Source organism: Lysinibacillus sp. FW301-JW8 (assembly GCF_058788755.1).
Window position 1 is genome coordinate 1 of record NZ_JBYTBB010000064.1, and the last position, 17,017, is coordinate 17,017.

The 17,017-nt window shown below is 35.9% G+C and carries 13 protein-coding genes and 1 riboswitch; of the genes, 12 read left to right on the forward strand and 1 reads right to left on the reverse strand.

Going from position 1 to position 17,017, the window contains the following annotated elements:
- Positions 1 to 647 precede the first annotated feature (647 nt).
- Positions 648 to 844, forward strand: a riboswitch (cobalamin riboswitch).
- A gap of 173 nt (positions 845 to 1,017) precedes the next feature.
- The 8 genes from AC3WOM_RS21035 to lepA all read left to right on the forward strand — a co-directional run bounded on the left by AC3WOM_RS21035 (position 1,018) and on the right by lepA (position 13,755).
- Positions 1,018 to 1,752, forward strand: a complete 735-nt coding sequence (locus tag AC3WOM_RS21035) for a DUF4430 domain-containing protein (RefSeq protein ID WP_492448199.1) — start codon at positions 1,018 to 1,020, stop codon at positions 1,750 to 1,752.
- A gap of 79 nt (positions 1,753 to 1,831) precedes the next feature.
- Positions 1,832 to 5,722 (forward strand): S-layer homology domain-containing protein, encoded by a 3,891-nt coding sequence (locus tag AC3WOM_RS21040; protein WP_492448200.1) that lies wholly within the window; start codon positions 1,832 to 1,834, stop codon positions 5,720 to 5,722.
- Positions 5,723 to 5,791: 69 nt separating this feature from the next.
- Entirely contained in the window at positions 5,792 to 7,336 is a 1,545-nt protein-coding gene (locus AC3WOM_RS21045) for an S-layer homology domain-containing protein (protein WP_492448201.1), read from the forward strand.
- A gap of 1 nt (position 7,337) precedes the next feature.
- Complete coding sequence (locus AC3WOM_RS21050) at positions 7,338 to 8,207, forward strand: DUF4430 domain-containing protein (protein WP_492448202.1); 870 nt, start codon at positions 7,338 to 7,340, stop codon at positions 8,205 to 8,207.
- Positions 8,207 to 9,088 (forward strand): energy-coupling factor transporter transmembrane component T, encoded by an 882-nt coding sequence (locus AC3WOM_RS21055; protein WP_492448203.1) that lies wholly within the window; start codon positions 8,207 to 8,209, stop codon positions 9,086 to 9,088. The genes AC3WOM_RS21050 and AC3WOM_RS21055 overlap by 1 nt, the downstream gene beginning before the upstream one ends.
- Positions 9,061 to 10,713, forward strand: coding sequence for an ABC transporter ATP-binding protein (locus tag AC3WOM_RS21060; RefSeq protein ID WP_492448204.1), 1,653 nt, complete (start codon positions 9,061 to 9,063; stop codon positions 10,711 to 10,713). The genes AC3WOM_RS21055 and AC3WOM_RS21060 overlap by 28 nt, the downstream gene beginning before the upstream one ends.
- Complete coding sequence (locus AC3WOM_RS21065; protein WP_492448206.1) at positions 10,692 to 11,387, forward strand: ECF transporter S component; 696 nt, start codon at positions 10,692 to 10,694, stop codon at positions 11,385 to 11,387. The genes AC3WOM_RS21060 and AC3WOM_RS21065 overlap by 22 nt, the downstream gene beginning before the upstream one ends.
- A gap of 541 nt (positions 11,388 to 11,928) precedes the next feature.
- Positions 11,929 to 13,755, forward strand: coding sequence for a translation elongation factor 4 (gene lepA, locus AC3WOM_RS21070; protein WP_427544185.1), 1,827 nt, complete (start codon positions 11,929 to 11,931; stop codon positions 13,753 to 13,755).
- A gap of 103 nt (positions 13,756 to 13,858) precedes the next feature.
- Here lepA and AC3WOM_RS21075 read toward each other — a convergent pair whose 3' ends face one another.
- Entirely contained in the window at positions 13,859 to 14,686 is an 828-nt protein-coding gene (locus tag AC3WOM_RS21075; protein WP_492448207.1) for a site-specific integrase, read from the reverse strand.
- A 196-nt stretch (positions 14,687 to 14,882) separates the two neighbouring features.
- On the opposite strand from AC3WOM_RS21075, the gene AC3WOM_RS21080 reads away from it, so the two are divergent.
- The 4 genes from AC3WOM_RS21080 to AC3WOM_RS21095 all read left to right on the forward strand — a co-directional run bounded on the left by AC3WOM_RS21080 (position 14,883) and on the right by AC3WOM_RS21095 (position 16,688).
- Positions 14,883 to 15,299, forward strand: a complete 417-nt coding sequence (locus AC3WOM_RS21080) for a phage holin family protein (RefSeq protein ID WP_492448208.1) — start codon at positions 14,883 to 14,885, stop codon at positions 15,297 to 15,299.
- Complete coding sequence (locus AC3WOM_RS21085) at positions 15,296 to 15,628, forward strand: M15 family metallopeptidase (protein ID WP_492448209.1); 333 nt, start codon at positions 15,296 to 15,298, stop codon at positions 15,626 to 15,628. The genes AC3WOM_RS21080 and AC3WOM_RS21085 overlap by 4 nt, the downstream gene beginning before the upstream one ends.
- A 150-nt stretch (positions 15,629 to 15,778) precedes the next feature.
- Positions 15,779 to 15,970 carry a hypothetical protein gene (locus AC3WOM_RS21090; RefSeq protein ID WP_492448210.1) on the forward strand — a complete coding sequence of 64 codons (192 nt, stop codon included), beginning with the start codon at positions 15,779 to 15,781 and terminating at the stop codon, positions 15,968 to 15,970.
- 262 nt (positions 15,971 to 16,232) lie between these two features.
- Positions 16,233 to 16,688 carry a hypothetical protein gene (locus AC3WOM_RS21095; RefSeq protein ID WP_492448211.1) on the forward strand — a complete coding sequence of 152 codons (456 nt, stop codon included), beginning with the start codon at positions 16,233 to 16,235 and terminating at the stop codon, positions 16,686 to 16,688.
- Positions 16,689 to 17,017: the final 329 nt, after the last annotated feature.

A 17,017-nucleotide genomic window follows, 5' to 3' on the forward strand; every position in this document is an offset into this window, starting at 1 on the left:
CGTTTTGAAAAAGGGCTATACTTTTTAATTTGTCACCTTGATGTCATTGACATAATAGTATTTCAACAACATGCAAAAAGCTGCAATTAACTGCAGCTTTTTTGTTTTGTGTAATATAGTAAATGGGCTAACTTAGTACGAATATTTCCAATGCCAACACTCTGCAAATCTCTGAGTAGTAATAAACTGAAGTTCCTCGATTTCATAGTAATATTTCAGCCCTAGTAATGGAAATGTTAATAAGATGATGCTAAGCTTATAACATATTTGGCTTGTATTTGCCGTATACACGGTTCAAAAAATTTATTTGAACAAGTTCTATCAATCTAAATTTTGAAGCTCTCATAATGATCTATATACAGCGTTAAATGCAATCGAATAATATATTCTATACGTATTTGTTCCTTTCATTCTTTATAATTCGACTTAAATTTTCTAGCCATTGTGTGAGAATTAGGTTATCATTTTCTATTTTTTTGTTTCACCCCGCAACGTTGAACTATAGCTTTTAATACTGCTTTTTTAATGAGCAGTGAAATAATAATATTGACACTATTTAAAGCTTACTTATATCTAAAAAATATACTTCTTTTTTATTTAACTATTTTGAAAAATAGAAATATATGCTAAACTTAACAGTAAGTGAATAAGAATTGCAGAATAAAGGTGCTCTTTTAAGAGCTTAATAGGGAATTCGGTACAAAGCCGAAGCTGTTTCCGCAACTGTAAGTGTAGATGACTACAGAAAATACCACTGTCAAACGAGGAAAAATGCCTCCAGTAGATGGGAAGGTTCTGAATAGGATGCACAAGCCAGGAGACCTACCTTTATTTTATCGTATTAACTCTCTTCGGAAGCTAGGAGAACCTACGGCAAATAGACGGACAGGCAAACTATGTTTTTGCGCCTTTTTTCTGTTTTCCATTAGATGCTTCCCCTTTTTGGAGAAGCATCTTTTTATTTTCGAGTTAATTGCAAGAACATTCACGAAATAATAAAAATAGGAGGTTTTACAAATGGTCCATTTCAAAAAATGGTGGCAATTAGCGTTAGTCATGCTTTTAGCATTTTCGCTCGTAACACCAACAGCAAGTGCGGCAGTATTACAGCCCGTAAGTCAGGAAGCACAAACAGCAGATTTTGATGTTCAGTTATCAGTGACTGGTTTATGCGGTACTGGTTCATGTGATGAAATTTTAGCAGGAACAACTGTAAATGTTCAAGAAGGGACAACAGCGTTAGAGCTTGTAGAGCAAGTATTTGATGCTGAGGGTGTTCCCTATGTAGTAGTTTCCACTCAATATGGCCCATATCTTCAATCAATTGATGGACGTGCTGCAGGCAGTTTAAATGGTTGGGATGGCTGGGTATACACTGTAAATGGCGTTAGCCCCAATTATGGATTAGCTGAGTATCAATTAGAGGCTGATGATGTGGTTCATATTTATTACACTACATGGGCTAAATTAGAAACGGCAAGTTCAATTGCTGTAAATGATAACAATCCATCCGTTACGGTAAATTTAACTGGTGATTTATTTATAACACCAGATGCCTCTAATTTAGCAAACTGGACAATTAACACAGGGACAACAGCATTATCAGCTCAGTCTATTACTGTGAATACAAACCAACAAGCTGTTATTACATTTGCGGGTACAGCGCAGGCAGGCACTATTACTATTACAGCTTCTGCCAATGCTTTGTTCGGTAGCTCAGCAAGTGAGCCAGTTGAAGTGAAAGTACAATAGCTAGATAAATTGATACTGACAAGATGAATTAATTCAGCTTGTCAGTATTTAATTATGTATAAAGGAAGTGAGTTTTTATATGAATATATGGAAAAAACAGCTACATATAGCAGTTATTTTTATTTTAATCGTATCGCTATTTTCTCCAGTCACTGCAATTAAGGCACAGCATTTTGAAGGGGATTTACTCGGCCCTACTACAAACATAAATGATATTGAACCTGATGATTCAGAAGAGCAGAATAATACTACGAGATCTGATAATGAAAAAGAAGTAGAGGATTCAACAGAACAGGAAAATGCACTGCAATCTGTTGATGAAACTGAATCCGATGATCTTACACAATTAGGGGATGCGACGGAGGTAGCTCCTTACGTAGAAGTTGCGCCCTTAGCTATTAGCGACGTTCAGCTAAACACGGAGGAACCTTTACTATTATTAGTGGGAGAACCATTTCAACTTACTGCCACTAACTCAACAACAGGTGACAGTGCCACAGTTACATGGTCTTCAGGTAACTCTGGAATTGCAACAGTTGACACTAATGGGAACGTAATAGCTCAGGCAATTGGAGAGACAGTCATTACCGCTCAATTAGATAGTGGAACTAAAGAAGTTAAAGTATATGTTATTTCACCAGAAGCTCGTGAGGCAATAGATTTTATTATCGCTCTCCCTACAATCGAAAGAGCCGATGAAGCAACATATCAGCTACTACAGCAAGCACGAGAACTAGATAGTAAAGTAAAAGCGCCTGCTCGTACTCTTTTAATATCCGATAATAAACTACCTTATTTTTTCCAGTTGCTAGAAAAGGAAATTGCATATTTTAGATATTATATACAAGACCCTAACAACGCTATTCCTGCACCTGATGGGATTATTTCTTTAAGCGATGAATTGGATAAGAAGTTAGATACAGTTCGTGAAAAATATACTTCTCTGATTAAAACATCTGGTTATCGAGATCTAAAAAAAGTAACAGATTCAACAGATATACTAGCATTTAATCAAGAACTTGCAGCAAAAGAAGTTAAATATGTATTTCTTGTTATCGATGCGCTTCCTAAAATAGAAGATTTAACAATTAATTCAGCAATAAAAGAGCAACTCGATCATGCAAGAAAAAAATATGCTGCTATACCTACAGCAGAACAAAAAAAAGTAGTAAATAAGGAAGACCTTTTTGCCAAGGAAGTTAAATATGTTGAACTATTAATTGATGCTATTGATATTAATAGCCCATTAGCAGAAGAACAATTAAAAACTGCAAAAGAAGCTTTGAAAAAGTTAGCTAATCCAAACAATATACCTGGTGTCTCCAAAGGGGTATCAAACTATAATGATCTCCTTGATAAGGAGAAAATGATTAATGCAGAGGATGATATTAAACAAGTTATCGAAAAAATCGGTGCACTTCCTACTGTAGAAGCACTTACTTGGGCTGACCATTTAAAAGTTCTTGAAGCACAGCAAGCTTATGATAAGTTATTATTTGCACATAAAAGCAGAGTAACAAATTACACTCAACTGGAAGCTTTACAAAAGCGCTTAGTTGAACTACAACCGACAACAGTTGAAATATACACTGCTGTTGCTAACTACTTGACGAAAGGTGCATATGAGCCCGTTTATGGCTCTGAATGGACTATATTAACATTAGCTCGTGGTGATAATACTGCAAAATATGCAACGTATTATGATAAATATTATCGCAATCTCGTTAGTCATGTAAAAGCAACAAATGGGGAGATAGGCACTCAAGCAACGGACTGGGCTCGAGTTATAATCGCTCTCACAGCAATTGGGAAAGATCCGAGAAATGTAGCTGGCTACAATCTAGTTGAAAAGTTATCAGATTTGAGTTTTGCTACAAGCCCTGGTGTCAATTCAACTATCTTTTCATTAATTGCACTGGATACTTGGGGATTTGAATTACCTAAAACTGCGACAACAACACGTGATAAATTAATTCAAAATATTTTATCAAAGGAAATAAAAAATGGTGGCGGATTTGCATGGAGCGGTACTGATCCTGATCCTGATATGACAGGGATGGTACTTCAAGCATTAGCACCATATCAAAGTAATCCACAAGTAAAGGCTGTAACTGATCGTGCAATAGCTAAATTATTAGCCATCCAAACAGCTAAAGGTGGCTATATTTCGACAGCGGGCAGCCCAGAAGCTGCTGAAAGTGCTGCCCAAGTTATAACAGCACTTGCCAGCTTAGGCATTGATGCAAATAAAGATAAACGATTCGATAAAGTTATTGCTAATATTATGACATTTAGCTCTGGTGATGGTGGCTTTAAACATGTTCAAAGCCAATCCAAAGCAGATGGTATGGCGACAGTTCAAGTTGGCTATACATTAGCAGCTTACAACCGTCTTTTAAGCGGACAAACACCGCTCTATGATATGTCAGACACGAAAAACAAACAGACTAAGCCTGGGGACGAGGATGGTAGTGATGATGATGAGCACACCTCACCTGGTAACAATGGTAATCAGCCATCTGTTCCTACTGAAAAAGAGGAAATTGGCTATACAACATTTTCAATTCAAATTTCGTCCTCTGAAGTGCCATTAAAACCAATAGCCGCTAAATTATTTACTGGTGAAACTGTTTTTGATGTTTTAAAGCGAGTAACAGCAGAAAACGGTGTTGCATTGAGCTATCGTCAAACAGAATACGGAACATATATTGATGGAATTGCTGGTGTTTTTGAATTTGACCGTGGACCTTTAAGTGGTTGGATGTACCGTGTGAATGGAGTATTCCCTTCATTTTCAGCAGCGAATTACGCGTTGGCTCCAAACGACTCCGTTGAGTGGATATACACACGTGACTTAGGAAAAGATATTGGCGGTTATGTTGAGGATGTAGAGAAAACCCCTGAACAAGACAAAGTGGATGAAGAAAAAAAGGAAGTTGAAAAAGAAAACACTGACAAGGAAGCAATTAATGACAAGACAGTAACTGATGTAACCGAAGAAAGTTCTAAAAATGGTAAAACTGAGATAACATTGACACTTGAAGATATTCAGAAGCATCTTGAAAATCAAAGTAAAACAATTGTTGTTAAAGATGAAAAAGGCAACAAAATAGACATTCCGATATCTGGTCTATCGGACGTTGAACTTGCAAAAAATGAAAAAATTATTGCCTCTGTTACAACACATGCTGAAAATAACCAATTTACTATTAGCTTTGCAATCGAAGCTTCTAATGGGGAATTAAAACCATTATCAATAAAGCAAGATTACTTAAAGGTTACTTTAGCAACTTTCGAAGTAAAACCTAACACTGTTGTTCTACAGCTTATTGATGGTGAATACAAGCCTGTGCCACATAAAATCGTGAACGGCAAGATTGTTCTATTCTTAAGAGCAAGTGGCACATTTATTGTAACTGAAAGAACAGTCACATTTAATGATATTGCACATTTAGCAAACAAAGAAGAAATTGAGTTTTTAGCGAGCCGTTCTATAATTCAAGGCACAACTCCAGAAACATTTGAGCCAAATAAACCAATTACTCGTGCACAATTTGCGGTATTAATAAGCCGTGCACTAGGTCTACGAGCTACAGGTGACAATCCATTCAATGATACTGACGGCAAATGGTATGCGGCAGATATCCAAGCTCTGTACGAAGCGGGTATTACGAAGGGGACAACGGCTTCAACATTTAATCCGGAGGCACCAATTACACGTCAGCAAGGCGCAGCATTTATGGCGCGCATTTTAGAATATTTAAATACGGATGTAAAAGCTACTGGAAAGGTTAACTTCAATGATGCTAATAATATTAGTGCTGAATATTTACCTTATATTGAGCTATTAAATAGTCTGGATATTATGACTGGAAAGCCAAATGGTTTATTTGATCCACGTGCTTCGTTAACGCGTGGGCAAACAGCAAAAATTTTAAAACGTACGTTAAATATCGCAGACATCATGTGACTTTCCATACTAACCTAGATGCTCAACGCATTTGGGTTAGTAGCTTTTTATAGATTGGAGGTTGTTCAAATGAAACAAAGATTATCAATGCTTATCATGCTACTTACATTGTTGCTTATTGCGGCTCCAGTTTCTGCACAGCAAGTATCAACTGTAGATGCTTATCATACAACAGGGCAGTTTATTGTAAGCAAAGCTCCAAATCCCTCTTTTGGTGATGAGTGGTTTATTATTGCCCTTGCACGTGGTGAATACAATGTTCCAAAAGGATATTATGACAAATATTATGAAAATGTTGTGAAGCATGTACAATCAGTAAAAGGTGAATTACACAATCGTAAATATACTGAATACTCACGTTTAATTATTGCGCTCACTGCTATTGGAAAAGATCCCACAAATGTAGGCAGCTACAATTTAATCGAAAAATTAAGTGATTTTGACAAAGTAGTATGGCAAGGTCCGAATGGTGCTTATTTTGCATTAATCGCTTTAGATACATGGAGCTTCGAGCTTCCTAAAACAGCAACAACGACACGTGAAAAGCTTATTCAGCACATTCTCTCAAAGCAATTGCCTGACGGTGGATGGGATTTATCAGGAGTGAAAGCCGATCCCGATATGACAGCAATGGCTATTCAAGCTCTTTCAACATATAAAGATAGGGCGGATGTTAAGGCATCTATTAATAAAGCACTTAATACATTAGAAAACTTGCAAGGAGCTAATGGTAGCTACAAAAGCTGGGGAACAACAAACCTAGAAAGTGTTGCACAAATTATTACAGCACTTGCTAGCTTAAATATTGATGTCAACAAAGATCAGCGTTTTAATAAGTTATTTGAAAGCTTTTTCACCTTCTATAATGCAAAAGATGGCGGCTTCAAGCATGTATTAACTGAAACTGTAGCTAACGGCATGGCAACAGAGCAGGCTTCTTATACATTAGTAGCATATAACCGGCTACTTACAGGTAAAACAAAGCTATATGATACGTCTGATAAAAAGCCAAATAATAATAATCCATCAACACCAGTTCAGCCAAATCAACCTACAGCTCCGCCTGCTAAAGTGGGCTTTAAGGATACACAATCTCATTGGGCTAAGTCTGATATTGAGGCTGCAGTAGCTAAAGGTTTATTAAAGGGCTATGAGGACAATACATTTAAGCCAGATAACAATTTAAGTCGTGTACAGGCTGTATCGATTTTAGTGCGAGCTCTTCATTTAACAAGTTCCGGAAATGCACCTTTTATGGACATTAGCTCATATAAAGAGGAAACAAAACAAGAAATTGCTGCTGCTTACGATGCCGATATATTAGTAGTAAAGTCCAATAAATTTTCACCCTCCTCACCTATTTCACGTGAGGAATTAGCAGTTATGCTAGCAAATGCCTATACACATAAAACAGGCAAGCCTTATACATCAAAAACTATTGCACCCTTGAATGATATTGCGGAGCTATCAAAGGAATCTCAGCAAGCAATTACTTTCTTATATGATTTTGAAATTGCACAGGGCTCAAACGGTTTATTTAATCCCACTAATTTTATTACACGTGCACATGCATCTAAAATGTATGTCAACTTCTTAAAGGTAGTTGAGGAATAATATGAAAAAAAGTTTACATTTCTTATTAGTAGCGCTGTTAGCTATATTTTTAACAGCATGTAATATTCAAACAGTTGAGAAATTTGAGCAAATGCAGGAGCAGGAACGAAGCGTTAACCCTCGGCCTACTTCTGCACAAGAACAAAATTCCTCAGTAGAAAATGAGACTACTGAGGAAAAGCAGAAATTACAGGAGACAGAAGTAGATGACAAGGCTCTACTCAAGGAAAATGACAAAGAGCTCCAGCAAACAATAGAAGAGCAAAAAACACAGCAAGAAACAAATGAAGTAAAGCAAAAACCAAAACAAGAAGATGTGAAAAAGCAAGAAGTCACTAAATCACCAAGTTCAAAAACTGAACAAACAACACCTAAGCAAGCTGATGATAAACAAACAACAAATACAGTTCCAAAAACCGAAAAGCAGCAACAGCCAGCACCTCTAAAACGTACTGTAACAATTGCGATACGTGTTGATACATTACTAAAGCATTGGGATAAACTAGACTCCTCCTTACAAAGCGAAAAATATGTACCGAAGAACGGGATTATTTTAAAGGCAACAAAATACGAGCTGCTATCAGAGAAGGAAACTGTTTGGGATGTGCTGCAGCGTGCAACGAAGGAGCATAAAATTCAAATGGAATATCAAGGAGCCAACGAAAATATTTATAACAGTGTTTATGTTGAGGGGATTAATCATTTGTATGAATTTAGTGCTGGTGAATTAAGTGGCTGGATGTATAAAGTAAACGGTGTTTATCCGAATTATGGCTGTAGCCAATATGTATTAAAAGATGGCGATGTCATTGAATGGAACTATACAGTCGATTTAGGTCGTGACTTAGGACATTATTGGGATGGTAACTAATGAAGGCATTTGAAACGTTTCACCCTACTGTACTTTTTTCGTTTTTTGTTGCTGCTATCGGTCTATCCATGTTTTTTATGCACCCAGTCTATTTAGCTATTACCATTTTTTCAGCGTTAAGCTTAAATATAGCATTACGCAGACAGCATTTTTTAAAAGACTGGAAGCTATATGTACCTCTGTTTTTCTTAATGGCGATTATTAATCCATTGATTAGTCATAACGGGCAGCTTGTATTGCTTTATATAAATGGCAATGCGCTTACTGTAGAGGCAATTATGTACGGAATCGCAATAGCCACAATGATTGTAGCTATTATGCTATGGTTTAGCTGCTATAATGTCATGATGACATCAGATAAGTTTATTTATTTGTTTGGAAAAGTGTCACCAGCATTATCGCTAACATTGTCGATTTCATTACGTTTAGTTCCGCACTTTAAGCATCAGCTTGCACAAATTGTTCAAGCGCAAAAGGTAATCGGTATGGATTATACATCTGGCTCATTATGGCATCGTATCAAATGTACAGTGCGTATTTTATCTATTTTGATTACTTGGGCATTGGATAATGCCATTGATACGGCCGATTCTATGAAAGCTCGTGGCTACGGTGTTAAAAAGCGAACCGCCTTTTCTCTTTTTATTTTTGAGCGTCGGGACGGCTACGTTTTAGCTATCATTATATTGCTTTTTCTGAGTAATTTAGCTGCGAGTTTTATGGGCACAACAACATTTTATTTTTATCCAACTTTTGGAGCGGTTAAATGGGATATCGTAAGCATTCTTTTTTATAGTAGCTATTTCATCCTACTCTCTATTCCATTAGCAATCGAAATCAGGGGGGCATTAAAATGGCGATCGTTAAAATCAACAATATAAGCTTTACTTATCCTAATGAAGTAAATCCAATATTAAAAAATATTAATCTCAATATTCATCAAGGTGAGTTTATAGTACTAATAGGACAATCAGGCTGTGGAAAAAGTACATTACTGCGCCATTTCAAGCGAGAATTGCGTCCACATGGAGAGATGACAGGTACTATTTTCTACAAAGACTGTGACTTGGAGCAGCTAAATGCTGAAGTTGCTGCTGCAGACATTGGTTATGTATTTCAAAATCCTGATAACCAAATTGTTACAGATAAAGTATGGCATGAGCTAGCTTTTGGACTAGAAAGCCTAGGGATAGATTCACCAATAATTCGACGCAAGGTTGCAGAAATGGCCAATTTCTTCGGTATTCAAAAATGGTTTCATCATAAAACAACCGAGCTTTCTGGTGGTCAAAAGCAATTATTAAATTTAGCATCTATTATGGTGATGCAACCAAAATTGCTGTTGCTAGATGAGCCAACATCGCAATTAGATCCAATAGCGGCATTGGAGTTCATTCAAACACTGCATCGTTTAAATAAAGAATTAGGTATTACGATTATTTTAATTGAGCATCGTCTCGAGGAAGTACTCACACTTGCAGATCGTGTACTTATTATGGATGAGGGCAGTATATTATTTGATGGTCCGCCTAAGGAAATTTTAAAGACTTTACCAGCAAATCACGCCATGATTACGGCACTACCAACAGCTACGAAAATTTACCACCAACTGAACGGTATAGGACCGATTCCTCTTACTATTCGTGAGGGACAACGCTGGCTTAGTAATCAGCAATATAACTTTTCTTCTTCGCATACACTTACTACATTATCTCAAAATAAAACAGATATTGTTTTAGAGGCAAAGGATATTGCTTTTCGTTATGAAAAGAACGGTATGGATATTGTCCATCATTTTAATTTGCAGGTGAAGGAGCAGGAATTTATAACAATAATCGGTGGAAATGGTACTGGAAAATCCACAGTTCTTGCTATTTTATCTGGGTTACAAAAGCCTTATCATGGCAAAGTATTTTTATTTAGTAAGCCAATAAAAAGCTACAGTAATAAACAATTATATCAACAATATTTAACATTATTACCACAGAATCCGAAAACATTATTTGTACAAAAAACGGTGCGTCAAGAGCTAGATGATATGGCTCATTTACATAAGGTGTCAGAAGCAAAAATCCAAGAAACTGTTCAATTGTTTAATTTAACTCATTTATTCAATCGACACCCGTATGATTTAAGTGGTGGTGAGCAGCAAAAGCTAGCACTTGCAAAGCTTTTATTAATAGAGCCTAAAATTTTGCTGTTAGATGAACCGACAAAAGGTCTTGATGCACATGCAAAGGAAGAACTCGCAGTAATATTAAAAGATTTACAAGCTAAAGGTATGACAATTATTATGGTGACACATGATATTGAATTTTCTGCACAATACAGCAATAGATGTGCCCTATTTTTCGATGGTAGTATCGTATCTGAGGGAGAGCCCCGTGCATTTTATAGTGGTAACAATTTTTATACAACTGCTGCGCATCGAATATCAAGAGAACTATTAAGCAATGCCATTACATGTGAGGATGTAGTATTTCTATGCAAAGAAACATTCGTTTAATTATGTCACTTATTGTCATCCTAGTTTTAATTCCACTTACTTTATATGCTGGTATTACAATATTTGCTGATCGAAAATATTATTTTATTTCAATTGTTATTATGATTTTAGCTTGTGTCCCATTCTTCCTGTCATTTGAGCGTAGGAAGCCACAGCCACGCGAAATTTTAGTAATAGCAGTGATGTCAGCTATTTCAGTGGCAGGTCGTGCCTTATTTGTTGTTACTCCTGGCTTTAAGCCTGTGGCAGCTATTACAGCTATTACCGGGTTTTCACTTGGAGCGGAAGCAGGATTTTTAACAGGGGCAATGTCTGCATTAGTTTCGAATATGTTTTTTGGACAAGGCCCTTGGACACCGTTTCAAATGTTTATGTGGGGAATGATAGGTTTTATTGCTGGATTATTAGGTAAAACGGGTATGATGCATAAAAAAATTCCCCTTATTTTGTTTGGTATTTTTGCAGGTATCTTCTTTTCGTTTGGTATGGACATTTGGGGAACAATATCCATGTACGGTGTTTTCAGCTGGGAAGCCTACGCACTGGCACTAACTTCAGCAGTACCCTTTATGATAATCTACGCTATTTCTAATGTGATTTTTCTTCTATTGCTTGCTAAACCAATCAGAGAAAAACTAGATCGAATAAAAAATAAATATGGTATATTACAATAAGCCTTTGAAACAAAATAGTTAATATCTTTGTGAAATATTGTATTTTAAAAATATAATCGAATATGATGGTTAATTAAGTCTTAAGCTGTAGAGGTGTCAGAAAGTCTTTTTACGATAATTCTTTTGTGATAACAGGAATGGCATTTTGATGAGACCCAATAAAAGAACATATTTACAGTAAATATATACTATAAAAGAATAGGGCTATCGAGAATTTATTCTTTCCCGACAGCCTCTTCTTTTTAATGTGCATCGTTTTCTCAGCTGGTCCTTTAACCTTTAAGTATTATGAGCTGTAATGTTAAAGGACTTTCTTAGTTAATTTACATTACATTTTCAAGATTATCTAATCCAAACTACATGCTGACAAGCAATATTTTTCAGCCTCAATTCGCCCCAAGTTTAGCATTACCTCGCACAGTTCAAAAATACGATAAAACCTATAAAGTGTTGATATGATGGGATTTGCCTTCTATCTGTTGTTGTACTTTGCATAACGTTCATAGTATAATTCATTATAGTTTAATTAGGAGTGGAAAAGATGAACCGAGAAGCACGTTTAAAACGACAAGAGAATATACGAAATTTCTCTATTATTGCACATATTGACCACGGGAAATCAACGCTTGCTGACCGTATTTTAGAGCAAACGAAATCATTAACTTCCCGCGAAATGAAAGCACAGCTCCTTGACTCAATGGATTTAGAGCGTGAGCGAGGCATTACGATTAAATTAAATGCAGTCCAATTAAAGTACGAAGCGAAAGATGGCGAAGTGTATACATTCCATTTAATCGACACTCCAGGACACGTCGATTTCACATATGAGGTATCACGTAGTTTAGCTGCTTGTGAGGGTGCCATTTTAGTTGTGGACGCAGCGCAAGGTATTGAAGCACAAACACTAGCAAACGTTTATTTAGCACTTGATAATGATCTAGAAATTTTACCAGTTATCAATAAAATTGATTTACCAGCAGCAGATCCAGAACGCGTACGTCAAGAAGTGGAAGATGTAATCGGTTTAGATGCATCTGAAGCGGTATTAGCTTCTGCCAAAGCGGGAATCGGTATTGAGGATATTTTAGAGCAGATTGTAGAAAAGGTACCTGCACCAACGGGTGATCCTGACGCACCGCTACAAGCCCTTATATTTGACTCAGTTTATGATGCATACAAAGGTGTTATCATTTCTATTAGAGTGGTCAATGGTACTGTCAAAGCTGGCGATAAGATTCGTATGATGGCGACAGGAGCAGACTTTGAAGTAGTGGAAGTTGGGGTACATACACCAAAGGTTGTGTCACAGGATGAGTTAACAGTTGGTGACGTAGGTTATTTAACAGCTTCCATTAAAAATGTGGGTGATACTCGAGTAGGGGATACAGTTACATTTGCTAATCGTCCAGCCGCTGAACCATTAGCTGGTTATCGCCGTTTAAATCCAATGGTTTATTGTGGTTTATACCCGATTGATACAGCTAAATATAATGATTTACGTGAAGCATTAGAAAAACTAGAGCTTAATGACTCTGCATTACAATATGAACCAGAGACATCACAAGCACTTGGCTTCGGTTTCCGTTGTGGCTTCTTAGGGCTTCTCCATATGGAAATTATTCAAGAGCGTATTGAGCGTGAATTTAACATTGATCTTATTACAACAGCACCTTCCGTTATTTATCATGTGCATATGACGGATGGTACATCAATTAACGTTGATAACCCTTCATTTATGCCAGATCCTCAAAAAATTGACCGAGTGGAAGAGCCATATGTAAAAGCAACAATTATGGTACCAAACGATTATGTAGGTGCTGTTATGGAGTTATGTCAATTGAAGCGTGGTAATTTCATGACAATGGATTATATTGATACATCACGTGTGAGCATTATTTATGAAATGCCTTTATCAGAAATCGTTTATGATTTCTTTGACTATTTAAAATCGAATACAAAAGGCTACGCTTCATTCGATTATGAACTTATTGGCTATCAGCCTTCAAAACTTGTGAAGATGGATATTTTATTAAACGCAGAGCAAGTTGATGCACTGAGCTTTATCGTTCACCGTGATTTTGCGTACGATCGTGGTAAAGTCATCGTTGAAAAATTAAAAGAATTAATCCCACGCCAACAATTTGAAGTACCAATTCAAGCAGCAATTGGACAAAAAATTGTAGCGCGTTCTACGATTAAAGCCATTCGTAAAAACGTTTTAGCAAAATGTTACGGCGGGGATATTTCTCGTAAACGTAAACTTCTTGATAAACAAAAAGAAGGTAAAAAACGTATGAAACAAGTAGGCTCAGTCGAAGTTCCTCAGGAAGCGTTTATGGCGGTATTGAAGATGGATGATTCGAAGTAACGTTGATATAACAACGTTTATAAGGTTTTTTAACATATGGTTTTATATCAATCCGGTGGAGATTGCCACCGATTTGCCACCGCTTTTAAATTGTGCCAGCAATTTATAAATCTTTTGCGATGGAATCAAAAATATCGGCAGCATCTCTTGCCATCTTTTGAGTTAAATGGACATAGCGGTCTTCAGTAGTTGCTGATCTGCTGTGTCCTAATCTTTTTTGAACAGTTTTTACTGGTTGTCCACTTTCAATCAACATCGTTGCATGAGTATGTCGTAAAGAATGGTAATTGAAATCGATACCTAGTTTTTTTCTTATTAAATCTCTTGTTTGATACTTTATAACAGCAGGAGTGTAATGTTCTCCATTTTCTTTTTTACAAACAAAATCGTGATCAGGATCTTGAAGATAAAATTTTCCATACTTTAATCGATTTTCAATTTGTTTCTTTTTTGCTTTCTTTAATACCTCCATTAAAGTTCTACCGACTGGAATAGTACGATAACTCGATTTAGATTTTGGTGTAGAAACAACCCATTTATAATATTCCTCTCCATTTTCATCTGTAATCTTTTTATTAATTAATTGCTGTTCAACTTCTACTGTCATTTCATCAAAGTTAATATGTTTCCATTCAAGTCCGCATAATTCTCCGACTCGAACTCGACAATGAAAACCAATATGAAAAGGTAAATAAAATGGATGATCCTCATTTATTTTTTCATTCAGTAATCTTAAATTTTCTTTTGATTGTATTTTTAAATCATCCTTAGTTGGCTTATGATCCTTATCCTTTAATAACTCAACATATTGCATTGGATTTTCATTAATATATTTATAAGGATAAACAGCTTGTTTCAATGATTTGTTTAATATTCCTTGTATTATACTAACAGTTTGTCTAGCTAATCCTTCTCGTACTTTTAAATTCATAAATTGTTGTAATATATGTGGAGTAAGTATTACGAAGAACCATTTATGAAATTAAGAGATAAAAAATTATTCAGGAGAAAAGAAAGTATACAATTAAAACAAGAACAAAGTAATGTTTAGTGATTAAATTATAAATTTCAAGCCTTCCACAATAGTCTGTGGAGGGCTTTTATTATGCGAAAAAGGAAGGTGTTATATGAAAACAGACACACTATATACATCACTTGTAGGCGGCTCCATGGCATGGGTCGCTTATTTTGTTGGTGGTGTTGACCATTTAATAAAAGCGTTAGTTATATTTATGGTTATCGACTATTCACTAGAATTTATGGTGAGTTTAGTCTTTAAGAAAACCGAAAGCAAAAAGATGTTTAAAGGCTTAATCAAAAAGACGGCAATAGGTTTAATGGTTATTGCTGCCGTGCAATTAGATACAGCAACAGAGAGTGGAAACTTTATGCGAAATGCAATGATTCTATTTTTGATTGGTATGGAAGGCATTAGTATGATTGAAAACTTAGGTAAGCTTGGCATTCGTGTTCCAAAATTCTTGGCGAATGCCTTTTCGCAATTACAAATTGATAACGATGATAAAAAGGGTGATAAAAAATGACTAGTGTAACTACAACATGCCGAGATTTAGCTGAGTTATTACAACCTGCACAAACAGCTTGCCGTTTGTTATTCCAGGAGTGTTACAAGACTGGTATAAAGAATATCTTCATTACTGAAACATATCGCTCACAGGAACGCCAAAAATACCTATATGCTCAGGGTCGTACTAGACCAGGGCAAATTGTTACCTGGACCTTAGATAGTAACCATAAGTCACGTCTAGCTTGGGATATTGCTGTAGGTCCACCTCAGTCTTTATATGATGTAACTACACTTAATCGAGTAGGGGCTATTGCAAAAAAAGCTAGGTATTACATGGGGGGGTGATTGGGTAGGTAGAATCCCCGACCACACTTTGAGGTTAAAGCAAACTGGAAGATGCCAGCGGGCTATAAATTAGGACAAGTAATAGTACCAAGCAACAGCAAGATGCAAGTCCAATTAATTGTGGAAGACAAACCGAAGGAGGAAATCAAAGTGACTCAAACATGGAACCCAGATTCACCAGCTATGAAAACTGAAGCAGACAACTTTATTGCACAGGCTGTTAAGGAAGGGATTATTCAGGAATCTCATTTGAAGGATTTGCAGAATGGTACTATGTATGACCACAGATTGTTTAATTGGGTTGTATATTACGATTCAACAAAGACGAGCAATAAATATTAAATAGTTGAAAAAGTGCAGTACCTTCTTGTTTTAGTTGATCATATCAATGACCAAAATATCTCTAGTAGCCGTTTTGTTCAATTTTATTTTAGATATCATAATGCAGGATTGAATAATTGTTGTAGATTACCCAATATTACTTGGGGGTGTACTTTAGGCTATTAAAAGACTATTATTTAAATGGTAATAGCTAACATTTGATTTGAGAGGGCATACTTTTACTAAAACATATTAAGTTATTAACCTATATAGGGGGATATTTATGCATGAATTTTTTTTGATAAAAAAGACCGAAACACAAGATGACAATTTTTTTGATAATTTTTATAGCAAAAGAGACAATCACAAGGATATAATTGTTGATTACATTACAATTGAAATCAAAGTATTTGATTATATTTTTGATTCACTTACATGGATTCCATGTATGAACCCCGCTTTTCCAGGAAACCCAAAGCAAGTAGGGATTAATCATATTGGGATAACACTATTTGATGAAAATTCAGCTTCTTCACTTATTTCTATTTTTACTGCTTGGAGAGATTTATTTAAGAATGGTCCAAGTGTAATCGAAAGACTTATTTATTTCCATGATTACTCCGATGAGGATTTATTGACTTTTGATAGAGATGACACTATAGAAAATTTTGAAAAATTCATTGATATATCTAAACAATTGTCTGATGGTAAGTACTACTTATATCATTGCGGTATATGAAAATCAAAAAACAACTGTAAAATGAATATCAAGTTAGCCCACTTTTTTAACACATCCATGTCCGTTTATTTTCTATTCCTTTTCACCTTGATATTTATTGTCTGTCGGTCTGCCAATTCGTTAAAATAGGGTTCTGGTGTAACGAAAAGGGCTGCTACTTGAAGTGGAGTCAGGCTCCTGTTAAATTGGCAGAAAGACCGATAGAAAATAAACTCCCTTTAACTCTGGGGAGAGAAATTGTATAGTTCATATCTTCTAGATTTCTTAGGCTAAATCTCCTTTCAAGGGGTTACGAGAACGAGCCACATCTTGTTTAGTGATTACTTGAT